Annotated in this window: 22 protein-coding genes and 2 pseudogenes; 5 read left to right on the forward strand and 19 right to left on the reverse strand. The window is 71.7% G+C overall.

What is annotated here, in order from left to right; translation table 11 throughout:
- Window positions 1-65: 65 nt before the first annotated feature.
- From ABZ471_RS02540 to ABZ471_RS02565, 6 genes and pseudogenes are all read right to left on the reverse strand, one after another.
- A pseudogene (locus ABZ471_RS02540) lies at window positions 66-1264 on the reverse strand (Rossmann fold nucleotide-binding protein).
- Between the two features lie 38 nt (window positions 1265-1302).
- Window positions 1303-1710, reverse strand: a complete 408-nt coding sequence (locus tag ABZ471_RS02545; RefSeq protein WP_359061556.1) for a VOC family protein — start codon at window positions 1708-1710, stop codon at window positions 1303-1305.
- 112 nt (window positions 1711-1822) lie between these two features.
- Window positions 1823-3187 carry a hypothetical protein gene (locus tag ABZ471_RS02550; RefSeq protein ID WP_359061558.1) on the reverse strand — a complete coding sequence of 455 codons (1365 nt, stop codon included), beginning with the start codon at window positions 3185-3187 and terminating at the stop codon, window positions 1823-1825.
- Complete coding sequence (locus ABZ471_RS02555) at window positions 3169-3909, reverse strand: ATP-binding cassette domain-containing protein (RefSeq protein ID WP_359061560.1); 741 nt, start codon at window positions 3907-3909, stop codon at window positions 3169-3171. Before ABZ471_RS02555 ends, ABZ471_RS02550 begins: the two co-directional genes overlap by 19 nt.
- Before the next feature lie 208 nt (window positions 3910-4117).
- The gene (locus ABZ471_RS02560) at window positions 4118-5500 is read right to left on the reverse strand and encodes an aspartate aminotransferase family protein (protein WP_359061562.1); all 1383 of its coding nucleotides are present in this window, start codon (window positions 5498-5500) and stop codon (window positions 4118-4120) included.
- A complete protein-coding gene (locus tag ABZ471_RS02565) occupies window positions 5485-6003 on the reverse strand; it encodes an Lrp/AsnC family transcriptional regulator (protein ID WP_359061564.1) in 519 nt (172 codons plus the stop codon). The genes ABZ471_RS02560 and ABZ471_RS02565 overlap by 16 nt, the downstream gene beginning before the upstream one ends.
- A 197-nt stretch (window positions 6004-6200) precedes the next feature.
- On the opposite strand from ABZ471_RS02565, the gene ABZ471_RS02570 reads away from it, so the two are divergent.
- Together ABZ471_RS02570 and ABZ471_RS02575 are read left to right on the forward strand one after the other, a co-directional pair.
- The gene (locus ABZ471_RS02570) at window positions 6201-7640 is read left to right on the forward strand and encodes a gamma-aminobutyraldehyde dehydrogenase (RefSeq protein ID WP_359061567.1); all 1440 of its coding nucleotides are present in this window, start codon (window positions 6201-6203) and stop codon (window positions 7638-7640) included.
- 174 nt (window positions 7641-7814) lie between these two features.
- Window positions 7815-9005, forward strand: a complete 1191-nt coding sequence (locus ABZ471_RS02575) for an extracellular solute-binding protein (protein ID WP_359061569.1) — start codon at window positions 7815-7817, stop codon at window positions 9003-9005.
- 203 nt (window positions 9006-9208) lie between these two features.
- Here ABZ471_RS02575 and ABZ471_RS02580 read toward each other — a convergent pair whose 3' ends face one another.
- The 9 genes from ABZ471_RS02580 to ABZ471_RS02620 form a co-directional block, all read right to left on the reverse strand.
- On the reverse strand, window positions 9209-9457 hold the full coding sequence (locus ABZ471_RS02580; protein ID WP_359061571.1) for a hypothetical protein: 249 nt from the start codon (window positions 9455-9457) through the stop codon (window positions 9209-9211).
- Window positions 9458-9565: 108 nt separating this feature from the next.
- Window positions 9566-10891 carry a zinc ribbon domain-containing protein gene (locus ABZ471_RS02585; RefSeq protein WP_359061572.1) on the reverse strand — a complete coding sequence of 442 codons (1326 nt, stop codon included), beginning with the start codon at window positions 10889-10891 and terminating at the stop codon, window positions 9566-9568.
- Complete coding sequence (locus tag ABZ471_RS02590) at window positions 10888-11481, reverse strand: phage tail protein (RefSeq protein ID WP_359061574.1); 594 nt, start codon at window positions 11479-11481, stop codon at window positions 10888-10890. Before ABZ471_RS02590 ends, ABZ471_RS02585 begins: the two co-directional genes overlap by 4 nt.
- Complete coding sequence (locus tag ABZ471_RS02595; RefSeq protein ID WP_359061576.1) at window positions 11481-13442, reverse strand: putative baseplate assembly protein; 1962 nt, start codon at window positions 13440-13442, stop codon at window positions 11481-11483. The genes ABZ471_RS02590 and ABZ471_RS02595 overlap by 1 nt, the downstream gene beginning before the upstream one ends.
- The gene (locus tag ABZ471_RS02600) at window positions 13442-13876 is read right to left on the reverse strand and encodes a GPW/gp25 family protein (protein WP_359061578.1); all 435 of its coding nucleotides are present in this window, start codon (window positions 13874-13876) and stop codon (window positions 13442-13444) included. Before ABZ471_RS02600 ends, ABZ471_RS02595 begins: the two co-directional genes overlap by 1 nt.
- A 43-nt stretch (window positions 13877-13919) precedes the next feature.
- A complete protein-coding gene (locus tag ABZ471_RS02605; RefSeq protein WP_359061580.1) occupies window positions 13920-15827 on the reverse strand; it encodes a VgrG-related protein in 1908 nt (635 codons plus the stop codon).
- Window positions 15827-16552 carry a tail protein X gene (locus ABZ471_RS02610; protein WP_359061582.1) on the reverse strand — a complete coding sequence of 242 codons (726 nt, stop codon included), beginning with the start codon at window positions 16550-16552 and terminating at the stop codon, window positions 15827-15829. The genes ABZ471_RS02605 and ABZ471_RS02610 overlap by 1 nt, the downstream gene beginning before the upstream one ends.
- An 18-nt stretch (window positions 16553-16570) precedes the next feature.
- Window positions 16571-16993, reverse strand: coding sequence for a phage tail protein (locus ABZ471_RS02615; RefSeq protein ID WP_359061584.1), 423 nt, complete (start codon window positions 16991-16993; stop codon window positions 16571-16573).
- Window positions 16994-17011: 18 nt separating this feature from the next.
- Window positions 17012-17368, reverse strand: coding sequence for a hypothetical protein (locus tag ABZ471_RS02620; protein WP_359061586.1), 357 nt, complete (start codon window positions 17366-17368; stop codon window positions 17012-17014).
- Between the two features lie 481 nt (window positions 17369-17849).
- On the opposite strand from ABZ471_RS02620, the gene ABZ471_RS02625 reads away from it, so the two are divergent.
- Window positions 17850-18167, forward strand: coding sequence for a hypothetical protein (locus ABZ471_RS02625; RefSeq protein WP_359061588.1), 318 nt, complete (start codon window positions 17850-17852; stop codon window positions 18165-18167).
- A 2096-nt stretch (window positions 18168-20263) separates the two neighbouring features.
- Here the strand turns inward: ABZ471_RS02625 and ABZ471_RS02630 are convergent.
- The 4 genes from ABZ471_RS02630 to ABZ471_RS02645 all read right to left on the reverse strand — a co-directional run bounded on the left by ABZ471_RS02630 (window position 20264) and on the right by ABZ471_RS02645 (window position 23080).
- Window positions 20264-20422: a DUF6760 family protein gene (locus ABZ471_RS02630; protein ID WP_359061590.1), complete on the reverse strand. Its 159-nt coding sequence runs from the start codon at window positions 20420-20422 to the stop codon at window positions 20264-20266.
- Window positions 20419-20946, reverse strand: coding sequence for a hypothetical protein (locus ABZ471_RS02635; protein ID WP_359061592.1), 528 nt, complete (start codon window positions 20944-20946; stop codon window positions 20419-20421). The genes ABZ471_RS02630 and ABZ471_RS02635 overlap by 4 nt, the downstream gene beginning before the upstream one ends.
- A complete protein-coding gene (locus ABZ471_RS02640; protein ID WP_359061594.1) occupies window positions 20946-21389 on the reverse strand; it encodes a phage tail protein in 444 nt (147 codons plus the stop codon). Before ABZ471_RS02640 ends, ABZ471_RS02635 begins: the two co-directional genes overlap by 1 nt.
- A 71-nt stretch (window positions 21390-21460) precedes the next feature.
- A complete protein-coding gene (locus tag ABZ471_RS02645) occupies window positions 21461-23080 on the reverse strand; it encodes a phage tail sheath subtilisin-like domain-containing protein (RefSeq protein WP_359061596.1) in 1620 nt (539 codons plus the stop codon).
- A gap of 244 nt (window positions 23081-23324) precedes the next feature.
- On the opposite strand from ABZ471_RS02645, the gene ABZ471_RS02650 reads away from it, so the two are divergent.
- Together ABZ471_RS02650 and ABZ471_RS02655 are read left to right on the forward strand one after the other, a co-directional pair.
- A complete protein-coding gene (locus ABZ471_RS02650; protein WP_359061598.1) occupies window positions 23325-24257 on the forward strand; it encodes a hypothetical protein in 933 nt (310 codons plus the stop codon).
- A gap of 114 nt (window positions 24258-24371) precedes the next feature.
- Window positions 24372-24529 (forward strand): annotated as a pseudogene (locus ABZ471_RS02655) (hydrolase); the annotation flags it as partial.

The raw sequence follows: 24529 nt of genomic DNA on the forward strand, positions 1-24529 counted from the left end.
TTATAAGCGCTCCATAAGGAGTGTCAATGCATATGCCCGCGACGGCCGTTGGCTTTGCCTGCTTATTAACCACCGAGACGTTTCAACGCCTCGGGAGCCTGCTCGATCCGGTCAACAAGGGCGATACGGGACTCCATCGACCGCCCCCGCGCCAGCGACCGCAGCAGCGGCCAGGCCGGCAACTCGCGCGTCCAGTGCTCCTCCTTCACGAGCGCCATGGGTGTGGGTTCGCGGCGCGACTCGTAGTAGTTCGGTGTCGCGTTGTCGAAGATCTCCTGGACGGTGCCGGCGGCGCCGGGAAGGAACACCACGCCGGCGGTGGCGCGGGCCGGCAGGCCGTCCTGGGGGTTCCCCCGCTCGAGCGAAGCCGAGAGTGGGGGAGGGTGGCGTTGCGAAGTACTTGGCTATGTGCGCGGCGAAAGGCGTTCGGCGGCTCGTGGCCGTAGAACCAGGTCGGGATGCCCACCGACTCCCCGCCGCCGGGCCGGCGTTCGCGCACCTCGAAGGCGGCTTGCGCCCAGTCGGTGACGGACGGCCGGAACGACGGTGCCTTGGCCAGGAGTCGGAGCGCGTCCTGCAGCATGTCGTCCGCGAAGGGCGCGGCGTAGGCGCCGAGGTTCGCCGCCTCCATCGCGCCGGGTCCGCCGCCGGTGGCGACGGTGAATCCGGCACGCGTCAGCTCGCGGCCCAGCCGGGCGGCGCCGGCGTACGCGTCCGTGCCGTGGGCCATGGCGTGGCCACCCTCCCCCACGCTCGAAATCAGCTCGCGCGGGAGGTGCCCCCATCGCCCACCACCTGGACGCCGACGAGGAGTTCGTCCAGCGCGTCGGAGACGGTGTCGTCGTGGATCGCGCGCAGCATCGGGGCGAGGACGTCGCCGTCGGCCCTGGTGCGCTGGTACCAGGCGTAGGCCCCTGCGTCCGGTGTCGCCTCGTAGCCCTGGCCGAGGGACTCGAACAATTCCCCCGGCGTGTAGGCGAAACCGCGGTAGGGGTCGAAGGGGAGTCCCGGGACAGGCGGGAACACCAGAGCACCGGCCGACCGGACGCGGGCGGCCGCCGCGGGGGTTCATCGGGCAGCCGAGGAAGACGGCGCCGGTGGTGTCGATGGTGAGCAGGACGTCCGTACGGTCCGTCAGGTCGACGGCCTGGAGGCGGAACTGCGCGAGCGAGCCGTGCTCGGCGACGACCTCGTCGAACTCGGCGAGCGACTCGATCTCGCGGTCATGGGCGGCCCGGCTGGGCTGGGCGGGTGTGGGATGCACCCGCCCATGCCAGGCACGGACGTTCGGCCCGGAAGGGGTCAGCCCTGCACCGCGGCCGGGTCCATCCACATGACCTCCCAGGTGTGGCCGTCGAGGTCGTCGAAGGCGCGGCCGTACATGAAGCCGTGGTCCTGGGTCTCGCCGCTGGCGGAGCCGCCGGCCGCGATCGCCCTGTCCACCAGCTCGTCCACCTTCGCGCGGCTCTCGGCGCTCAGACACAGCAGCACCTCGCTGGACTTCGTCGAGTCCGCGATCTCCTTCTTCGTGAAGGTGGCGTAGTGCTGCTTGCTGAGCAGCATCGCGATGATCGTGTCGCTGATCACGACACAGGTGCAGTCGTCGGTGCTGAACTGGGGGTTGATCGTGTAGCCGAGTGCGGTGAAGAACTTCTTCGACGCCTCGACGTCGTCGGTGGCCAGGTTCACGAAGATCATCTGCTGGTACATGTCTCTCCCTCGGATCCGAGCGTTCGCTGCCGTTCGCCGGGTTAGACGCCGGCCCGCCGCAGAACTCATCGGCGACCGGAGATTTTCTTCGAAAGAGTTTTTCGTACGAGGCTCAGTGGGCCATCGGCAGCGCCGCCAGGTTGGCGATCACCAGGATGAGCGGACCGAACACGGCGAGCAGGGCGGCCGCGCGGAGGGCGGCGGCGCTGCGCAGCGTCGTGGCGGGGGCGCCGAGGCGCAGCAGGGCGGCGGTGGTGTCGGCCCGGCACTGACGGGCCTCGACGGCAGCCGTCAGCAGGGTCGCCACCGTGCAGCCGGTGACCACGAGCGCGCCGAGGGTGGTCAGGGGGCCGAAGGTGGGAGCGGGTCCGTGGTACAGGGCGGTCAGGGAGTAGGCGGCGGACGCCACCGCGCAGACCACGCCGAGGGGGCGGCCGATCCGGGTGGCCTCCGCCATGAGGCCTCGGCCGGCCAGCAGCCGCAGGGCGCCCGGACGGACGGACTGGAGAAGACGCCCGCACAGGTGGGTGAGGCCGGGGGAGGCGAGGACGAGCCCGAGAGCGGTGAGGATCCAGCCGGTCAGCACGGTGAAGGCCTCGACGGGCAGGTCGGTGAGGGCGGGGCCGGGGGTGGAGCTGCCCGCGTAGGCCTGTGCGGCGAGGCCCGCGACGATGACGGTGATGCCCCACGGGAGGCCGGCGGGGGCTTCGCGGGGCGGCGGGGGGCTCATGAGCGTGGCGGCCCCGTCGGTGTCCCGTTCCTGCGCTTCCGGGACGGCGGCCTCCGCGACGGCGACCTCGGGCGCGGTGGGCCCGGCCGGAGACTGCGCGGCGGCGGCCTTCTTCCGCGCGGGGGCGTGCAACCGCGCCCCGAACCTCCCGTACGCCCCGGACGTTCCCTGCGCCGCCGAGCGGCCGTGCGACCCGGTGCGGCCGGAGGTGCGGGCGGTCCCGGCCGGCGGGCGCGGGTCCCGGGGGCGCAGCGCCACGGCCACCGTCGTGGAGGCGAACGCCGGGACCAGGGCCAGCAGGGTCAGGGCCGCCGGCACCGGCAGGGGCTGGTCCGCGGCCAGGAACTGGGCCGCCGCGCCGTCGAAGGGCATGCCCGTCAGGTCGCCGCGCAGGTGCAGGAAGACCAGCAATGCCAGCATCGAGCCCAGGGCGCAGGACAGGGCCGTCGTCAGGGCGGAGATCGCCATCAGACGACCCGGGCCCAGGCCGACGGCCGACAGGCCCGGGCGGGGGCTGGTGCCGGGATCCGTGCGCGCCACCGCGAGTGCGAAGTACACCGTGGCGGCGAGCGGAACCGCGCACCAGGCCAGGCGCAGCACGGCCCCGCCCGGTGTCCCGGGGTGGCCCAGCGCGTAGCCCAGGGCGCCGAGCAGGAGGAAGCCGGTGCCCCCCGAGGCGGCGGCCACCAGCAGGCGGCGCAGCTGGACGGCGGGCCGGGCCGCGCGGGTCAGACGGAGAGCGAGCACGCCGCCCGGCCTTCCGTCTCGGACGTCTCCGGCAGGTGCACGGTGCGCACGCGTCGCCCGTCCAGCAGGGAGACCGTGCGGTCGGCGAGGGCCGCGGTCTCACCGTCGTGCGTGGCCAGCACGACGGTGATGCCGTGCGAGCGGGCCGCCGTGGTGAGGGTGCGCAGCACATGGGCGCGGTCGGCGCGGTGCAGCGGGGCGGTCGGCTCGTCAGCGAAGAGGACGGTGGGCCCGGTGGCGAGCGCGCGGGCGATGCAGACGCGCTGGCGCTCGGCCTGCTGCAGCGCGTGCGGGCGCCTGCGGGCCTGGTCGCCGACGTCCAGCCGCTCCAGCCACTCCAGCGCGGCCACCTTGGCCCGGCGGCGGCCGGTGCCGCGCAGCATCAGCGGGAGCGCGGCGTTCTCCCAGACGTTCAGTTCCGGTACGAGCACGGGGGCCGGGTCGATCCAGGCGAACCGGTCGCGGCGCAGCCGCTCACGGGCCATCGCCCCCATCGTGTGCACGGGTGCGCTGTTGAACCAGACCTCGCCGCGCTCGGCCAAGACCACGCCGGACAGGCACCGCAGCAGCGTGGTCTTGCCACTGCCGCGCGGGCCGCTGACGGCGAGGATCTCGCCCGCACGCACTTCGAGCGAGACCCCGGCCAGGCCGGGCGAGCCGTCGGGGTGCCTGAAGTGCAGGGAACGTGTCCACAGCACGTCGTTGTCCGGCGGGGCCTCCATGGGCGTACACCTCGTTCTGATCCGTTTTCCCGTGCCTCTTCCCCCGTCCGGGGGAACGAAGGCTGGGCCGATCGGTCACTGGAACGCTAGGCAGGCGTCACCGGGAGGCCGGACAGCACACGGCCCCGGGCCGCCGTTCTCACTCGAACGGACGGCGCCGGGGCCGGGGCGATCATCCGGTCGGATGATCAGGGTCGCTGCCGAGGACTCAGAGCTTCGTCCACGCCTCCGTGAGGGTGGCCCGCAGGATCTGCTCGATCTCGTCGAACGTCTCCTGGTTGGAGATCAGCGGCGGGGCGAGCTGGATGACCGGGTCGCCACGGTCGTCGGCACGGCAGTACAGGCCGTTCTCGAACAGCGCCTTGGAGAGGAAGCCGTACAGGACGCGCTCGGTCTCCTCCTCGTTGAAGGACTCCTTGGTGTGCTTGTCCTTCACCAGCTCGATGCCGTAGAAGAAGCCGTTGCCGCGGACGTCGCCGACGATCGGCAGGTCGTGCAGCTTCTGCAGGGTCTGCAGGAAGGCGCCCTCGTTGTCGAGCACGTGCTGGTTGATGCCCTCGCGCTCGAACAGGTCGAGGTTGGCGAGACCCACGGCCGCGGACACGGGGTGACCGCCGAAGGTGTAGCCGTGCAGGAAGGTGTTGTCGCCCTTGTAGAACGGCTCGGCGAGCTTGTCGGAGATGATGCAGGCGCCGATCGGGGAGTAGCCCGAGGTCATGCCCTTGGCGCAGGTGATCATGTCCGGGACGTAGCCGAACTTGTCGCAGGCGAACATCGTGCCCAGGCGGCCGAAGGCGCAGATGACCTCGTCCGACACGAGCAGCACGTCGTACTGGTCGCAGATCTCGCGCACGCGCTGGAAGTAGCCGGGCGGGGGCGGGAAGCAGCCGCCGGCGTTCTGCACGGGCTCCAGGAAGACCGCGGCGACGGTGTCCGGGCCCTCGAAGAGGATCTGCTGCTCGATCTGGTCGGCGGCCCAGCGGCCGAAGGCCTCCGGGTCGTCACCGAAGAGCGGGGCGCGGTAGATGTTGGTGTTCGGCACCTTGTGCGCGCCCGGCACCAGCGGCTCGAAGGGGGCCTTCAGGGCCGGCAGGCCGGTGATGGACAGGGCGCCCTGCGGGGTGCCGTGGTAGGCGACCGCACGCGAAATGACCTTGTACTTGGTCGGCTTGCCCTTGAGCTTGAAGTACTGCTTGGCGAGCTTCCACGCGGTCTCGACGGCCTCGCCGCCGCCGGTGGTGAAGAAGACCTTGTTCAGGTCGCCCGGGGCGTAGTCGGCGAGGCGCTCGGCCAGCTCGACGGCCTTGGGGTGGGCGTAGGACCACACCGGGAAGAAGGCCAGCTCCTGGGCCTGCTTGAAGGCGGTCTCGGCGAGTTCCGTGCGGCCGTGACCGGCCTGGACCACGAACAGGCCCGCGAGACCGTCGAGGTAGCGCCTGCCCTTGTCGTCGTAGATGTAGGTGCCCTCGCCCCGGACGATGGTCGGGACGGGGGAGTTCTCGTACGAGGACATGCGGGTGAAGTGCATCCACAAGTGGTCGTACGCGGTACGGCTGAGGTCCTTCTGGGTCACGGTTATCGGGTTCCCCACATGTAGGTCTGCTTCTTGAGCTTGAGGTAGACGAAGCTCTCGGTGGAGCGCACGCCGGGCAGGGCCCTGATGCGTTTGTTGATGACGTCCAGCAGGTGGTCGTCGTCCTCGCAGACGATCTCGGCGAGGATGTCGAACGAGCCCGCGGCCATCACCACGTACTCGACTTCCGACATGCCGGTCAGCGCATCCGCGATCGACTCGACATCGCCCTCGGCGTTGATCCCGACCATCGCCTGCCTGCGGAAGCCCACGGTGAGCGGGTCCGTCACGGCGACGATCTGCATCACGCCCTGGTCCAGCAGCTTCTGGACGCGCTGGCGCACGGCCGCCTCGGAGAGGCCGACGGCCTTGCCGATCGCGGCGTACGGCCGGCGGCCGTCCTCCTGGAGCTGCTGAATGATGGCGAGGGAGACGGCATCCAGCTGGGGAGTGCCGTTCCTGGACTCGCGGGACGAGTCCCTCTGGTCTGCGCTTCGACTGGCCACGACCTCACTGTGCACGACGTCTCGACAGTTTCGCAAGGGCCCGGCGATGAAATTCGTTGTTTTCGATACCCAGACTTGCGGATTTCGCAGAACTGGTGACGGCGGGGGTGTTGAAAACGTGGGTACGGAGACTAGGGTTGGGTTGTCTCAGCGATTGGACAGCTGGGACAGCTGGACAGCGTGAACCCTTGAACCAGATCAGGAGGCCGGCAGTGAGCACCGAGCTGCGTCGTCTGCGCAACTACATCGACGGTGAGTTCCGGGACGCCGCCGACGGACGGACCACCGAGGTGGTCAACCCCGCGACGGGCGAGGCGTACGCCACCGCTCCGCTGTCCGGGCAGGTGGACGTGGACGCCGCGATGGCCGCCGCCGCCGCGGCCTTCCCGGCCTGGCGCGACACGACCCCGTCCGAGCGGCAGAAGTACCTCCTGAAGATCGCGGACGCGTTCGAGGAGCGCGCCGAGGAGCTGATCGCGGCCGAGGTGGAGAACACGGGCAAGCCCATCGGGCTGACCCGCTCCGAGGAGATCCCGCCGATGGTCGACCAGATCCGCTTCTTCGCGGGCGCGGCCCGGCTGCTCGAGGGCCGCTCGGCCGGCGAGTACATGGACGGGATGACCTCGATCATCCGCCGTGAGCCGGTCGGTGTGTGTGCGCAGGTCGCGCCGTGGAACTACCCGATGATGATGGCCGTGTGGAAGTTCGCCCCGGCCATCGCCGCGGGCAACACGGTCGTCCTCAAGCCCTCGGACACCACCCCCGCCTCGACCGTCCTGATCGCCGACATCATCGGCTCGATCCTGCCCAAGGGCGTCTTCAACGTCATCTGCGGCGACCGCGACACCGGCCGCGCCATGGTCGAGCACGACACCCCGGCGATGGCCTCCATCACCGGCTCCGTACGCGCCGGCATGTCCGTCGCCGAGTCCGCCTCCAAGGACCTCAAGCGGGTCCACCTGGAGCTGGGCGGCAAGGCCCCGGTCGTCGTCTTCGAGGACACCGACATCGCCAAGGCCGTCGAGGACATCTCCGTGGCGGGCTTCTTCAACGCCGGCCAGGACTGCACGGCCGCGACCCGCGTCCTCGTCCAGGAGTCCGTACACGACGAGTTCGTGGCGGCGCTGGCGAAGGCCGCGTCCGAGACGAAGACCGGCCAGCCCGACGACGAGGACGTCCTCTTCGGCCCGCTGAACAACCCCAACCAGCTCAAGCAGGTCTCCGGCTTCATCGACCGTCTGCCGGCCCACGCCAAGGTCGAGGCGGGCGGGCACCAGGTCGGCGACAAGGGCTACTTCTACGCGCCGACCGTCGTCTCCGGCCTGAAGCAGGACGACGAGATCATCCAGAACGAGGTCTTCGGCCCGGTCATCACCGTGCAGTCCTTCAGCGACGAGGACCAGGCCGTCGCGTGGGCCAACGGCGTCGAGTTCGCCCTCGCCTCCTCGGTGTGGACCAAGGACCACGGCCGAGCGATGCGCATGTCCAAGAAGCTCGACTTCGGCTGCGTGTGGATCAACACCCACATCCCGCTCGTCGCCGAGATGCCCCACGGCGGCTTCAAGAAGTCCGGCTACGGCAAGGACCTGTCGGCGTACGGCTTCGAGGACTACACGCGCATCAAGCACGTGATGACGTCCCTGGAGGCGTAAGTCCCCGGCGGCTCAGCCGCAGCACGAACCTCGGCCCCCGGACGGGACACCTCCCCGTCCGGGGGCCGCTGCGTTCGCCGTGCCGTCGCTGATCGACAAGGTGTCGGGTCCCACCCGGCGGGCTCGACGCAGCGTCGATTGTCCGCGTGCGGAGCATCGGGGCATGCTGCATGTGTGGCCCAGACATCCTCGCTTCCGCGTCCCGTCTCCCGCCGTTCCCTCCTGCGAGCGCTCGGCGGCACCGCAGCGCTCGGCGCCCTGGCCGGCTGCGGGGTGCCCGCCGCCTACGTGAAGCCCGGCGACCGTGCGGTGTCCGACGACTCCGCGGACAAGAAGCTGACCTGGGCGAACTGGCCGCTGTACATCGACACCGACGACGACGACCCCAACAAGCGGCCCACCCTCGAGGCCTTCGAGAAGCGCACCGGCATCTCCGCCGACTATGTCGAGGAGATCAACGACAACGACGAGTTCTTCGGCAAGATCAGCCCCGCGCTGATGAACCACCAGTCGACCGGACGCGACCTGATCGTCATCAGCGACTGGATGTGCGCGCGGTTCGTGCGCCTGGGCTGGGTCCAGAAGATGGACCGCGCCCACCAGCCCCATGTGGCGAAGTACCTGGACCCCCTCCTGCGCTCCCCGGCCTTCGACCCGGGCCGCCGGTACACGGTGCCGTACCAGTCGGGCATCACCGGCATCGCCTACAACCGCCGCAAGCTCGGCCGCGAGATACGCCACGTCTCGGACCTCTGGGCGAGCGACCTCAAGGGCCGGGTGACCCTCCTGTCCGGCCTGGACGAGGCGTTCGCGCTGCTGATGCAGGGCAACGGCGTCGACATCACCCGGTGGACGGCGGACGACTTCCACCGGGTCTGCGACCAGGTGGAGCGCGAGGTCCAGCGCGGCCAGATCCGCCGTTTCACCGGCAACGACTACACCAAGGACCTGGTCAGCGGCGACGTCCTCGCCTGCCAGGCGTACTCGGGCGACGTCATCCAGCTCCAGGCGGACAACCCCGACATCCGCTTCCTCGTCCCCGAGGAGGGCGCCGAGCTGTGGTCGGACTCCCTGATGATCCCCAACCGGGCCCGCCACAAGACCAACGCCGAGCGCCTGATCGACTACTACTACGACCCCGAGGTCGCCGCGAAGCTCGCCGCCTGGGTCAACTACGTCTGCCCGGTCCCGGCGGCCAAGGAGGTCCTGGCCAAGGCCCGGGACAAGGACACCGCGGCCCTGGCCGACAACCCGCTGATCTTCCCCGACGCCACCATGCGCAAGCGCCTCGCCATCGCCCGCGACATCACGTCCACGGAACGGGTGGAGTTCGCGAAGCGGTGGAACAAGATCGTGGGGCTGTAGGCAACCTCGCGGCCGGCTGCGACGAGGCTTCTTGGTTGGCACAAAAGGCGCCGGTCGGCATCATTCGTGCTCAGCAAGGAGAACAGCGACGGCACCCACGTGCCCACCGCGCTGCCTCAGCCGCCGTGTCGTGACGAGACGTCAGTTCACGTTGTCCCACACCGCCTCCAGATCCTGGCGGCGGACCGTGATCGTCGCATCGGTCAAGGCGATCTCGTGCACGCAACCGCCGTCCTCGTCCGGGAGGATCTCGCCGCCACCTGGATTCGGGACAACTCCAGATCCTTGACGCAGTGCGTGTTGCCGTGCCCCATGTCGTCATGTGCCGGATCGGAAGCAAAGGCCCATGCCCCGGCCGGCAACCGGTCGCGCAGCTTTGGGAGTTCGGCCAGGTAGGCCCCCGGGTCCAGGTAGAACCCTTCGGATTCCCGGACGGCCGTGACGTACTTCATTTGCCACCTTCCGCGGCGAGAGGCGGTCGCCGCCAATTGTCTCCCGTGATGTCCCCGGTCCCTTTCGGGGCGACACGGCCGGCCTTACGCAGCTCGGCAGACAGCGGCTCACGTCCCGTTGGTGTTCGATGGGCCGAAGAACTCGATCTCGGCTATCGCCACCTGCTTGCTCGTCGAGGCCTGGTAGGCGGACTCCAGGGTGAAGCGGACCCTGGTGACCTTGCCGACGCGGAAGGGGATGCGCTGGGAGCCCGCCCCCTGGTCGAGGGTCAGTTCGCGGGTCGTGGACTTTCCGTCGGCCGTGGTGATGCGGGCCTCGACGCGGTGCGGGAGCGCCGACTGGGAGATCTGGTCCTCGCGGGTCGACACGCCCGGCGTGATGATCAGGTCCAGCAGCCGGGTCGGCTCGGAGAAGTGTGCCTCGATCCACTGGCCCTGGCCGGAGTCGGCGACGCCCGGGCCCCACCAGGTGTTGCTGTGCTTGTCGAAGGCCAGCTGGGGCTTGTGGCCCGGGTAGGAGCGGGATGCGCTGTAGGTGTCCGGCGCGACCGGGGCGCGTTTGGCGAAGTGGTCGCGGGTCGCCTGGACTCCCTTGGGGATGTTCACCGCCAGCAGGATCAGCAGGGCCAGGACCAGTGCCGCGCCCAGCCAGGTCAGGACGCGGTCGAAGGCGCGGCGCAGCCGCGGGCGCTCGCCCGCCCAGGGCGTCTCGCGGTGGCCGAGCCCCGGCAGCCGCCGCCACCACGGCAGCCGCCCCGCGACGGGCCTCTCCCCGGCCATGGGCATCGCACAGCGGGCGCAGTAGTGCCGGTCGGGCCGGTTGAGCGTCGAGCACCAGGGGCAGGGCGTCCCGCCGTCCGTGCCGAGTTCCTCGCCGGGGGCCCGTACGGCTTGCGGGCGCTGGAGCGCGGGGCGGCCGGGCAGCACGGGGGCGACGGAGGGCGAGGCGGCGGGAGGGGCCTCCGGGTCGGCCACGGGAACGAGGAGTTGGCGGGCGCGGTCGGCGAGGCCGTCGTCCGGGGCGCTGGGGGCAGGCGTGGGATCCGGCTCCGGCTCCGGCTCCGGTTCCGGTGCTGTCGCGGGCAGCGGTTCGGTGGGGGTGGCGTCCGGTGTGGTGGGGGCTGACTCCTGGGTCGGGACAGGGGGTACGTCCCGGGAGCCGCGGTCGGGCGTGCCGTTTCCGCCGGAGTCGGTACGGGAGTCCGTATCGGAGGCCGAGGGGCGGCCGTCCGGGCGGGTGTCCGGGCGGGTGTCGGCTCCGGAGCCCCTCGCCTGGGCTCCGGACGCCACAGCCGCCTCGGCCGACGAGGCCGGCGTTGCCGCCGTGGCCCTCGCCCGGTCCGTCCAGTCGAGCACCGCCCCGCAGGCGTCGCAGAACGACTGGCCCGGTTCCGCGCGGGTGCCGCATTCGGCGCAGTTCTGGGTGGTCGTCATCGCTCGGGGGTCCTTTCGGCGGGTACGGCGCTGTCGGCGTCGTCGGCGGGATCGGCGGCGGTCACCCGCACCGTGTAGGGCATGTGGGCGGGGCGGGCGGCGGCCACCAGGGTGTCCAGGCGGTACCGGTCCGCGGGGGTCGGGTCGGGCAGGCGCAGGTGCACCTGGAGGGCAGGGCGGGGTTCGCCGGGGAACGGGCCGAGCGGGCGGGCGCTCCAGGAGGCGCCGCCGCTCTCGGTGATCTCCGGTTCCACTCCGAAGGCGAGCCGCACCGCCTCCGCCAGCCCGCGCCGCGTGCCACGGATACGGTGCAGGTACGCGGCGGCGGCCACGGCGGCCCGCAGCAGCGGCTCCGGCTCCGTGCCTTCCGTCTCGGCCCCCACCCAACTCCCCAGCCACTGGGCGAAGTCGAGCGGGGCCAGAGACGGCCGGAAGTAGGTGTCCAGGCAGTCCAGCACGCTGTGGACGGGGGCCAGCACCTCGTCGAGCCCGCCCACGAAGCGCTGGGCGAGGTCGTCGTCGGCGAACACGGCGGGCAGCATCATGCTGATCGGCGCGGACGAGCCCAGGCCGTCGATGGAGCCTCTCATCAGGAGCCGTCCCCGATCACCCGGACGCGATGGTCGAAGGAGAAGACCAGCGAGGGCGGGGACAGGTCGATACGGTCCGTCGCCTCGCCGCGCTTCCCGGTGAGCGGGTCGGCGGGGTGGAGGACCACCGCGTCGACCAGCTCCACACCCGGCACGCGCTGCAGCACCGCGAACACCTCGCCGGCCTGGACCGGTCGGCCGAACGGCCAGCCGGTGCCGTCCGCGCCGCCGGTGAGCGGGTCCAGATGCCGGTAGAGGGCGTCGTGCGCCTGCCGTCGTACCCGGTCGGTGTCCACACCCCGGAAGGCGTGCACCGTGGCCACCACCGTGACGCCCTGGTAGTACGGCGGTCCGACCGCCAACCGGGTGCCGATGAGCCGGCGTTCGTCCAGGTGCCGGGTGATCCGGTCCAACAGGGCGTCGCCGGGCACCAGTTGCTCGAAGCGCAGTCGGCCGCCCGGGTCCGGGACCGCCTGCGGGACCACCAGCACCCGTACCGCGTACGCCCCGTGCTCGCCCTCCTCGCCCTCCAGGCAGGTGATGCGCGCGGTCTCCGGGGCGGCACGGCGCGCCAGCTCCTCGTAGTCGCGCAGGGTGACGGCCCGTTCCTGGGCGCGCAGCGTGATCGGGGCGCGGACCTTCGCCTCCTCCACCGTCTCCCCGTCCACCCCGCCGCGCGCGGCCTCGCGGTTGACGACCTCGGAGACGTACGGGATGGAGGTGCGCAGGATCTGTACGGCGCCCCGGGCCACATTGCCCGCGCGGCCACCGCCGGTGCGGTAGCGGCGGGCCCGGATCGGTGCGCCCTTGGGGGCGACCGTCCCGTACTGGCGCAGCGAGCCGTCCGGCTCGCGCACGGCGGGACCGAACGCGATCTCCCCGGTGGCGGCATCCAGGATGATGTGGCGGTCGTACGGCCCGGAGGCCGCGAAGGTGGGCACCACCTGCCAGTCCGCCCACCCCTCGTGCTCGGCGGTCTGCAGCAGCACCGGCGGTTCGTCCCCGACCACGGGGGCGTGCGCCAGCCGCAGCCGCTGTCCCGGCAGTCCGGTGGACTCCCCGAGCGCCTCGTCGTAGACCGTCTCCGCGTGCACGACGGGGGTGGTGCCGCCGATGGTGAAGGCTTCGGCGGAGCGGACCGTCGGGGAGGTGGTGTAGAAGGGCTGGCCGGACAGCGGCTCGGTGACCCGGCAGCGCAGCCAGCCCGCCTCCTGGCCGGCGTTGCGGGACAGGACGTGACCGCCGGGGACGTGCAGGACCACCTCGCCCGGGCGGTTGAGGCCGCCGGTGCCGTCCCGGTCGACCTCGCAGGGCTGCCAGCCGTCCGCCGTCCACGCCTCCCACACCAGCGGCGGCTGCCGCGGGTCCACGCCGACGCCGTCCACCCGGCTGTCCAGATCCAGGGCGAGCGCGCAGTGCGGTACGGCCGCGGTCAACCCGAACAGCATGCAGTCGCCGGGGTCGGGCGACTCGGCGAAGCACAGGACGTCCTTGTCCTCCTCGGCGAGGTCGTGCGTGCGGTCGACGGCCGCCTCGCCCCGGCGCTGCACCAGCAGATGCCGCAACGCGCAGGGCACGACGGCCAGCGCGCGCTCGGTGGCGAAGACCACCGCCTCCTCGCTCTCGGTGCGCAGGGTGGCCACCTCGGTGCCGACCGGCACCGCCACCGGCTCCTCCTGGGGCGCCGACAGCCAGAACGTCACGTCCGTACGGGCCGCGGACGGCGGGAACAGGGTGATCCCGACCAGGTCCAGGAACGCCAGATGGTTCTTCTCCGGCACCCGGTTGAGCCGGTAGACGATCTGGTCGGCCATGTGCGCGACCGTCTCGACGAGGGTGACACCGGGGTCGGAGACATTGTGATCGGTCCACTCCGGGGCGCGCTGCTGTATGTAGCGCTTGGCGTCGTCGACGAACTGCTGGAAGCGGCGGTCGTCGAGGTTGGGGGAGGGCAGGGCCATCAGCGGTCGCTTTCCGGAGCCGGGGAGTTGCCGTCCTGCTCGTCGTGGGACGGAATGACGTAGAAGGGGAAGACCAGGCTGCGCGGGTTGTTGGTGCCGCGGATCGCGTAGCGGACGTCGATGTACAGGACGCTCTGGTCGGGGCCCGCGGACACCTCGACGTCGTCGACCTCGATGCGCGGCTCCCAGCGGTCCAGGCTGACGTACACCTCGTGCTGGATGCGGCCCGCCGTCTGCTCGTTGACCGGTGCGAAGACCAGGTCGTGGATCGCGCACCCGAAGTCCGGCCGCATCGGCCGCTCGCCCGGCGCGGTCGACAGCACCAGCCGGATCGCCTCCTCGATCTCCCGCTCCCCGCTGACCAGCGCGATCCCGCCGGTCGGCCCGATACGCAACGGGAACGACCAGCCGGACCCGACGAACTGCTCGGCCATCAGCCACCCACCTGCCTTCCCCGCAGCACGACCTCGCGCCCGCTCATGCCGGCACCACCATCACCGGCATCCCGTTGGAGGTCAGCACGCCCATGATCGGCACCGTGACGGCCCGAATGCCCACGTTGGCAATGGCGTTGACCTGCACGCTTCCGCCCGCGCTGAGCATGGCGGCACCCAGCGCCTTCAGGTTCAGGGCGCCCATCGCGTCGATGGTGACCGTTCCGCCGAGGGACTTGACGTTGACGACGCCCCGCCCCTGGATGTCGAGCAGCCCGCCGCTCTTGATGGTCAGGTTGCGCCGCGCGCTCAGCGTCAGATCGGTGCCCGCCTCCACGCTCACCGACCGGCTGCCCTTGATGCTCACCGCGCCCTTGCTGTCCACGGTGATCTCGGTCTTCGTCCGGTCCAGGTTGATGACCAGCTTGTTGTTGCCGGTGGCGAGCCGGACGCCCTGCTTGCGGCCGCCGGTCCGCTGGCTGAGCAGGTCCATGCGGTTGCCCTGCCGGTCCGCGACGGTGTGCCGGGTGGCCTGCTTCTTCAGGCCGTCGTGCAACGGCACGTCACTGACCACGGTCGGCTTGTCCCGCCCGTTGTAGAGCCCGCCGATCACGAACGGATGGTCCAGCGCGCCCCGGTCGAAGGCGACCAGCACCTCGTCCCCGACGTCCATCGGGAACACCCCGCCGCCGCCCTTGCCGCCCAGCTGCACGGTCCGCGCCCAGTCGCTGACGTACGCGTCGTCCAGCCACGGGAACTGCAGCTTCACCCGCCCCTGCCGGAGCGGGTCCTGTACGTCGGTGACGAGCGCGTTGGCCACACTGGGCAGCCGGGGCGTGCTGTCCGCCCCGCCCGAGGCGAGCCCGTACAGCGAACGCCACTGCCGCCCGCTGACCGTCACCCACGCCTCGTAGTGCGTGCCGTCACCGAAGACGTGCCGTACGGACGTCACCGTGTACTTCCCCTCGAAGGGCACGCCGACATCCGCGAGGGCCACCGGAACTCCCGGCCGCAGCTTGGGGTTTCCGCGCGCGACGACCTCCAGCTCGGCGAAGGACGAGGTGACGTCGTCGGCGAGCGCGTCGGCGGCGAAGCGCACCTCGTTCTGCTTGTCGTACGGCGTGCCCGTCTCGACCAGCTTGGCCGGCCTGAACTTGCCGGCCGCGGCCTGCGGGGTGGTGCCGATGCTGATGCCCGGGTACACGCGCGCGGGAGAGGTGGCCGTCAGCTTCTTCTTCGTCGTGACGTCCCAGCCCCGCGACTCCACCTTGCCGACCTGGTCGGCGGCGGTCACCGCGGCCCGCAGCCGCAGGATGTCGTGCCCGGCCTGGAGCACGAAGGGGCTCTTGTCGCCCTCCGTGTTCGGCGAGGGCGCCCCGGACGCCGACTTCGGCTTCACGAACTGGAACTTCCCGTCCGCGTCGACCGACATGACCATCTCGCTCTCGTCGGCGAGCCGTGCGAGAAAGTCCCAGTCGGTGACGTTGGACTGGCTGATGAACTCGTACACCGTCTTCGTCGACTCGATCCGCCCGACCGGCACGCCGTCCTGCGCGGCCAGCCTGCGGGCGATGTCGGACGCGCTCTGGTTGCGGTAGGCGGCCACCCGGCGCTGGCGCAGCATGCGGTGCCCGAGGTCGTACCCGCGGATCACGGTGAAGGTGCCGGTGCCGTCGTAGTCCGCCTCCAGGCCGGTGACCTCACCGGTGAGCAGCGGATCGGCGGCGCCCTGCCCGTCGGCGACCGGTGCGAGGACCACCTTGGTGCCGAAGGTGACGCTCAGCTTGCCGAGGAGCAGCCGGTACGGGTCACGGAAGGTCAGCCGGAACGCGGCCGGTACGCCGACACCCTGGTCGACATAGCTGTCCACGAGGGCACGGGCGAACTCGGGCGGCAGCTTGGCGCCCCCGATCCGCACGTCGATGACATTGGAGAACGCGGACCGCACCATCAGGCACGCACCTCCTCGACGGCGGGCAGCACCAGTTCGACACCGGTCGGCAGATGCCCCGGGTCGTCGATGCCGTTGGCCTCGGCGATCGCCCGCCAGGCGGCCGCGTCGCCGTACTCCCGCCAGGCGAGCGACTGCAACGAGTCGCCCGCCACCACCCGGTGCACGCGCTGCGCGGTGAGCGCGCCGGAGGTCGGGTTCTGCCCCTTGGTCTTGCTGGGGATCTCGTGCAGCTGAAGCCGGCAGGTGGCGCGGATGGGCACACCGGTCGTCCCGAACAGGGTGTAACCGGCCTCCACGGAACTCACGTACGCCGTGAACCGGGCGGTGGAGAACGACCCCCACTGGAGCACCACCCAGGGCGGCGACGGCTGCTTGGCCGCGATGCTCTTGGCCGTGGTCTGGCAGCAGTCGAGCAGCGCCTCGACCTTCTTCAGCACGGTGTTGCTGGTCGGCTCGTTAGAGGAGTCGAGGAAGATCTCGACGTTCATCTCGCGCGGCTGGGACCCCATGAACTCCGGGATCGGACCGTCCCGTTCGATCTGCGCGGGGGTGGACTTCCACTGGGCGCGGCGGGTCAGCGACAGCTGTGCCGGGTTGAAGTCGAAGCCGAACGTCCTCATGATCCCGCCCGGGGTGGTGCTGGTGCCCACGGGCGGCTCGTGGATCGCGAGCGTGGCCCGCACCAGACTCTTGCCGGCGCCGCCCTTGCTGCCCTTCGCCATGTCGTCGTCCCCGTCCCCTCAGTCCGTGAACCCGTGGTGGGCGATCTCCAGCACCTCGGTCGCCACGGCCGGGCTGGCCGGGTCGAGGGTGGGACCGGTCCAGCTCACCGGCAGTACGTCGATCAGCCCCCAGCGGGCCACTTCCGAACCGTCCGCGCGCAGCGCCGCGATCTGCGCGGTGGGACGTTTGATCCCGGTCTGCACGGACGAGATCCACTTGGCGACCTTGGCGGTGTCCGGGGTGAGCGGGCGGGTCAGCCGGATGGTCGAGAACGTGACGCGCGTCGGCAGATGCCAGACGAAGCCGTTGTTGCCGCCCTCCTGGCGCTGCTCGACCTCCACCTGCGACGACAGCCCCTCGCAGCCGTTGAAGTAACCGAGGCTCTCTCCGTCGATGCTGAGGGTGAACCAGATGGTGGAGCCCGGGTCCTGGCGGGACATCGCGGATGGGCCTTTCTGTCAGTGGCGAGGATCGCGGAGCTTGCCGATGCGTTCGCGATCCAGGCGGAGTTCGGTGCGGATCAGCCGGGTGATGCGGCCGATGATCCGGTGCACGAGTTCGTCGAGCTGGAAGTCGGTGAGTTCCCTCGGGTCGAAGGCGCCGGGGGGTATCGCCGAGTACTCGGGCGGGGGTGGTTGGCCCGGGGCCGGGGCGTTCGGGGGCGGTGCGTACGGGGGAGGCGCCTCGGCCCGGGCGGTGTGGGGCGGCGGGGCGCCGGCGTGGTGGCCGGTGACCGGGGCGGACTGCCTGGTGACGGTGGTGGCCACGGTGGCAGCGGCGGCCGAGGCGAGAGCGCCGGTGGCGGACTTGCCCATGGGAGGCGCGCCGGGCCCGGCCTTCTTCTTCCAGAAACGCTGGACGACGGGCAGGTCGGAGGTGGTACGCGACGCGGATGACGCCGGTGGTGGGGGTGCGGGCGGCGTTGTACGGGTTACGGGGAGGGGGGTGGCCGCCGTTGCGCGTTGGACGGGGAGTGGGGTCGGGGTGGCGCCGGGGGGCGGTGACAGAGGCCGAGGGTTGGCTGACGGGGGTGTGGGGAGGGCTGGCGGGGTGGTGGGTTGGGCTGTGGGTACGGCGGGTGATGGGGCCGGGGTTGCGTCGGGGGATGGTGCGGGTGCCGGGGTCGAGGGTGCTTGTGAGGTCGGTGCCGATGCGGGTGCCGGGGCCGAGGACGTGGCGAGGGGGGCGGCGTCGGCGGGGGCGGTGGTCAGAGGGGCGCCGAGCGGGGGACGACGGCGGGTGGGCGAGGACTGTCGGGGGGTGCGCTGGATGGCGGGGGCCGCGGCGTGATGGGGCGTGGGCAGGGGCGGCTGTGCGGCCGGGGAGACCGTGTGGGCCGGCGGGGTGTGCTGGGCGGCGGCGGGTGTCGGGGTGCCGTCGGGTGTGAGCAGGGGCGGCTGTGCGGCCGGAGTGATGGGTGGGGTGGCCGTGGGCGGCCGGGGCGAGGGGCGGCCGGGCCGCGGGGTCGGCAGGCTCGGCTCGCTCGCGGACTTCCGTCGGACCGACGGGCCGGGGTGGGGCGGTGTGGTGGGCGTGGGCGTGGGCGTGTGGTGCCGGGGTGACGTGCTCCGTTGGACCGGGGGCGTCGGCGTGGTCGACGGGGCGGACCGCTGATCGGCGGGCTGCGCCGACCTGGCGACAGAGCGCGGCGTGTGCTGAACCGGCGGGTGTTCACGGGGTGGTGCGGTCGGTCGGTTCGGGTGGGGCGAGGCCTCCGTCGAGGCGGACGGGTGCGAGGAGAGGGGGGCGCCGAGGCCTACGCGGGCGGTGCTTCGCTGCACGGGCACCGATTCGCCCGACGGGGCCGGGTGCGGGTCGTCGGGCGCCGGTCGTCGTACCGGTGTGACGGCGCTGTCGGCATCGATGCCAGGGGTGGGTGTGGGTACGGCCGGCGTGGAGCCGGGGACCGTCGTCCGCTGCGTCTGGATCAGGGTTGGCGTGAGCGGTACGGCAGTGGGGGCCGGCGGCTTGGGGTTGGAGGGCGTGGCGGTGGGCCTGCCCGGCCGGGTTGCGGTCGCCGGGGCGGGGCTGGTGCCCGCCCGCGTGGGGCGGTCGGGAGTGCCGACAGTCGGCGTGGGGCCGGGAGCCGCCGTCGTCCGCTGCGTCTGGACCGGGAGTGGTGGAAGCGGAAGCGGTGCGGCAGCGGTGGCCGGGGTCGGGGCGTCAGCCGTCGGCGTGCTTCCGGGGGTTGCCGTCCGTTGTGTCCGGAACGGGGATGGCGGGGGCAGCGGTACGGCTGTGGTGGCAGGAGGCTCGGCGGGTGTGGCGGTGGGGCTGCCCGGCCGGATTGCGGTTGCCGGGGTGGGTGCGGTGCCGGGGGCCGCCGTCCTATGTCCGCTGCCGACGGGTGTGGGCCCGGGCCGGCCGGAGGCGTTGGCCGGGCGCCGCTGGACGACGGGCTTCTCGGCGGACTGGCTGGGTGCCTCGCTGTTTGTGGACGTGCTGTCTGTGCCGGGCGCCGTCGGCGGCTCCCCGCCCAGGGGCGAGGCGGGCGTCTGCAAGGGAGTTGCCGTGGGGGCGCCGGCTCCCTTGCGGGCAGCGGCCTTCGGCGCCTCGGACGATGCCTGTCCCGCATCCTCGGCGGCGGGTCCGCTGTCGGCAGGGTGCACCGTGCCGGCGTACCGGCGGCCCTCGCCCGAGGGCGCAGAGTCGGCCGTGGGCGTGGGCAGCCGCGGTGCCACGGGCAGCGTCCGACGCTGCACCGCTGTCGGCTGGGTCCGTGCGCTGGTGAGGGACCTCGACCGGGACGGTGAGCCCGCCGCGACCGGAGCCACGCGCGGACCGGAAACGGGCGGCGCCGGGCTCGCCGCCGGTGCGGCAGGCGGTAGCGGCGTCACCACGGGCGTTCCCGGAACGGTCGTGACGGCGGACGTACCGGTGCCGGCCCCACTCACGCGCTGGACCGAGGGCGAGTGCGGGGCAGCCGACGGCGTCGTACGGACCTGTGTGCCGGCCGGAGACGGTGAGGCCGGGACACCGCGCGGCCCACCCGCGACCGGAGCAGCACGGACACTCGTACGAGGGTCCGGACCCACGACCGGCGCGGGTGCCGGACTCGCAGCTGCAGCCCCCGCCCCCGCCCCACCCGCACCCAAGCCCATCGCAACCGGACCCGAACGGGCAGCCGAACGCGCGTCCGGACCCAGACCCGGCGCCGATGCCGGGCTCAAAGCCGCAGCCCCAGCCCCAGCGCGTGCCCCAGCCGCACCCACCGTCGGACCCCGCCCACCGCTCGGCGGCATCGGCACCCTCGGCGGCAGCAGTCGTAGCGGCACTGCCGGAGCGCGCTGTACCGCCGGGGCCGGGCCCGTGAGGGGCAGCGCTGCCGTGGGGTGTTCGAGGCCCGGTACCGGTCGTGCCGTCGCCGGGTGGGGCGTGCTGCTGCCCAGTGCGGCGCTCGACCGTCCGTCCAGGACCGCATGCGACGCCGTGGCCATGAACGACGGGTTCTGCCAGGTGGGCAGCCGTCCGCCGAACGCGGCGTCGGCGACGCCCGCCTCGCCCGCCGCCACGGCACGCTGGATCGGCGCCAGCCCCGGCCAGGAGGGAGCTGCCACCGCGGGTCCTGCCGCGGTCGGTGCCGGACGCTCCGGCGCCACACGGTTCGGCGGTGTCTCGGGCCCAGCCGTCGTCGCCCCGTCGTCCGTCCTTGCGGGGGCCGGAGCATCGCCCTCGCCGCGCTCGCGGAACCGGTCCAGGAAACCCACCGATCAGCCCTCCGCCCCGGCCCGCGTCACCAGGGACGCGATCTCGTCCGTGTAGCGGCGGCGGTCGTGGTGTTCCAGGTCCAGGATGTCCTCCAGGCTCCAGTGGAAGTGGTAGGCGACGTACGCGATCTCCTCGTGCAGTCGGTCGGTCGCGTACGTCACGATTCCCCCAGGCGGCTCCCGCCGAGTTCCACCTCGAAGGGTTCCGAGCAGTGCGGGCAGCGGACGGCTGCCCGGGTGTGGCCCTCCGCGTTGATCTGGCGGTAGAAGTCCTGAAGGAACGCCAGGTCGGAGGCGAACATGTTCTCCACGACGCCGTCGTGGACCAGCGGGAGCGTGCCCAGGCGGGTGATGACCCGCCCGAGCAGCACGACCGACAGGAACGCCGGGTTCTCCTGCACCCGCACGTCCCGCAGCGGGACGAGTTCGTCCCGTGCCGTCGACAGCCGCATCACGCCGTCCCGGTGGACGGTGCCCGACTCGTCGACGTATCCGCGCGGCAGCTGGAAGGGGAACTCGGTCTGCAGCGACTCCTGTTGCAGCACGGGGGCAGGGGCAGGAGCAGGAGTGGGAGTGGGAGCCGGGGCCGGCAGCGACTCCGGATCGGGCACCCCCGCACCCGCCTCCCCTCCCGGTGCACCCGGGTACGCGACGGCGCCGCCGGCCCTGGCAGCCGAACGCCGCATTACTCGATGACCAGTTCTTCGAACGCGATGGTCACGGTCTCGGTGAGGGCCGAGGCCTCGCCCGCCTTCACCGTGCTCGCGTCGATCTTGTTGCACCAGGCGTTGCGCAGGTGGTAGCGCTTCACCGGGTTGTTCTGGAAGTCCATCATGATGATCGAGGCGTTCTTGCGGGCCGTGGTCATCTGCCCGGAGATGGACTCGTTGATCCACTGCGTGAACGAGGCCGACTGGGTCATGCCGCGGACCACCGTGCAGGTGCCGTTCTTCTTCACACCCGGGAGGTTCTTGACCACGTTCTGGCCGCCCGGGGTGTTCTGCTGGTAGGTGATGACGTCCTGCTCGATGCTGAGGCCGCTGACCTCGGCCAGGTACTCGACCATCACGCCGTCGATCTGCAGGCCGAAATTGTGTGAGGTGAGGGCGTCACCCGGCTGGAGACTCATGTGTTCGCTGTCCTTCTAAGTCCAAGTGAAGGTGGGTGAAGACGAGGCGGGGGAGTAGGCGGCGGTGCGGCCTACTCCTCCAGCTCCCCGCTCCCGCTGGAGAACTGGGCCAGCCGGAAGATCACGAACTCGGCGGGCTTGACCGGCGCGATGCCGATCTCGCAGACGACCCGGCCGACGTCGACCGACTCCGGCGGGTTGGTCTCCTCGTCGCACTTGACGTAGTAGGCCTCCTCGGGCCGTTGCCCGAACAGGGCGCCGCTGCGCCACTCGTTGACCAGGAACGCCGAGATGTTGCGCCGGATGCGGGCCCACAGCGCGTGGTCGTTCGGCTCGAACACCACCCACTGGGTGCCGATCAGGATCGACTCCTCCAGATAGTTGAAGTACCGGCGGATGTTCAGGTAGCGCCACGCCGGGTCGGAGGAGAGGGTGCGGGCGCCCCACACGCGGATGCCGCGGCCGGGGAAGGCGCGGATGCAGTTGACGCCGATCGGGTTGAGCAGGTCCTGCTCGCCCCGGGTGATCTGGATCTCCAGGTCCACCGCGCCGCGTACGACCTCGTTGGCGGGCGCCTTGTGGACGCCGCGCTCGGAGTCGTTGCGGGCCCAGATGCCGGCGACGTGACCGCTCGGCGGGACCAGCCGGGACTGGCCGCTGCTCGGGTCGAACGTCTTGATCCACGGGTAGTAGAGGGCCGCGTACTTGGAGTCGTAGCCGGCCGTCTCCTGCCGCCACACCCGGATCTGCCGGGCGTTGAGGCCGGGCGGCGGGTCGATGACCGCGACCCGGTCGCCCATCAGCTCGCAGTGCGCGATCAGGCCGAGCTGGACCGCCTTGACGGCCTCCAGGTCGATCGCGCCGCGCTGGTAGGCGGCCATCAGGTCGGGCACCGCGACCATCGAGACCTCGTCCACGGCCTCCAGACCGCCGAAGCCGGTGCGGTCGGCGGAGTCGCCGAGGTACGTGGCCGGGCCCGGGTGCGACTCGTCCGACCGGTCGGACGACGGTACGGCGCGGGTGGCGGGAGCGGCGGGGGCGGCGGCCGGGGCCGCGAGGGCGACCGTCTGGTTGTCCGGGCGGGCCAGTTGCGCGGCCGGCGCGGCCTCGGCCACGGCGATGAGCTTGGAGCGCTCCTTGACCTGCGTGACGACGTAGGTGCGGCCGCCCTTCTTGGCCGTGACGTCGAAGGTCTCCACGGCCTTGTCGCCGTCCTTGACGATCAGCCGGAACCGCTCCGCCGGGCCCTCGCCCTCCGGGTCGGCGACCTCGACGCTCAGCGGTCCTTCGCCGCCGGACGCGATGGCCGCCACGGTGAAGGTGCCCAGCTGCTGCGGCTCGCCCGCCGGCAGCGCGGCCCGGGCGGGGGGCTCGACCGGCACGGCGGGGGCCCGGCCGGTCGAGCCGTCCAGAGGGGCGCCCTCGGCGGAGCCGCCCACGCGGACGACGTAGGCCGCCGTGCCGCCGTTCTGGAAGAAGCCGTAGACGGAGTGCGCGAGGTAGTAGCCGTCGGTGAAGTCACCGAAGCTCGCCACGTACTGGCTCCAGTTGGTGACCAGGGTCGGCTCGTTCGACGGGCCGGTCGGCGCGAGTCCCACAAAGGCCGCGACCGACGTGCCCACCCCTTCGATCGGGCGCGAGCCGCTGGCCACCTCCTCGACGTAGACGCCGGGTGACAGGTAGGACGGCATGCTCTGCTCTCCTCGGGGTACGAGACAGGAACGCCTCTCAGCCTCACGCGCGCGGAGCGGTCACGGAAACGGCCATGGGTGCCGGAGTGAGGGCAAGTCCCTTGCCCTCAAGGGCAGTCCCACGGCTCCGGATGCTCCGATGCCGGCCGCCGCTGCCCCCAGGGCTGCCCCTCGGGCCCTTCCGCCCGCGGCCGGCGCCCGGTATCGCTGGTGCGTCAGTCGTTCCGGCGCCGAGGGGAGTGGCGTGCGCGCACAGGGGACACGCGTCCGGCAGGACAGTGACCGGCAGAGGGCCCGGCCGCCCGTGGCGCCGACCACCGGCGCGCAGCGGCTGATGACCTTGCAGCGCATGGCGGGCAATGCCGCGGTGGTCCGGGCCATGTCCGAGCAACGGCATGAGCACGACGCGAACTGCGGGCACGGGGTCGCGTCCGTGCAGCGGGTCGTGGACGCCGAGGTCGTCGGCGAGGCGAAGCAGGAACTCGGGATCGAGCGCGACATCAAGATCGTCGAGGTGCCCGACGGTGTGAAGGCGGGCGTGCCGTTCGGCCGGTATCCGCAGGGCCATGTCGTCGGCCTGGGCGAGGAGGAACGGAACGACAAGAGTGTCCTGACGCTCTTCGGCCTGGCGGGCGACGCCGATGCGGAGGCGATGACAGCCGCGGAGATCGTCGCAGCCTACGGCGGTGGAGGATACGTGCCGGGGCACGACCTGATCCTCATCAACAGCACGCCCGACGAGGGCTACACCTTCACGCAGACCGTCCAGCACGAGATCGGCCACATCCGCCAGACCGAGGACGGGCACGACATCGCCACGGGCGGTGGCGGCCGAGCGCTCGTCGAGTACCACAACGTCCTGGTCAACGAGAACAGGCTGACGGGCGGCCTGCGCACGATCTACAACCGGGCCGACGACCAGCCGCCGTTGCCGGTGGTCAGGTCGAGGAGCCGCAAGGAACACCCGAAGGTCGACACGGACCCCTGGAGCGAGCTGGAGCGCCATGTCGCGGCGCACGACGACCAGACGCAGAAGAACCTGCTCAGGCTGATCACCGAGGAACTGGCCGACCCGAAGTACGACGTCGAGGAGAAGGAGGGAGAGGGCCCCGTCCGCGAAAAGATCAAGAAGCGGGTCGGCCGGATGTACTTCAACCGGCTCTACGACACCGGGTGACGGTACGCGGACCTGTGACCTCGGGGGCAGGGGCACGGACCCTTGCCCCCGCGGACACCGACGTTACCCCTGAGCCTCCTGACCCGACCGGAACGTCCCGCTAGCGTCCGGACGGTGACCCTGTGGACTTCTCTGGAGCCGGCTTCGGTGGCGGTGGATCCGGGCGGCAGCGCGCGTGTGCGGCTGCGGTTGCGGAATACCGGTGACGTGGTCGATGAGTATCGTTTCGAGCCGGTGGGGCCGGTGGCGCCGTGGACGGTGGTGGAGCCTGC

The organism is Streptomyces sp. NPDC005728 (assembly GCF_040630895.1).
Classification (GTDB): Bacteria; Actinomycetota; Actinomycetes; order Streptomycetales; family Streptomycetaceae; genus Streptomyces.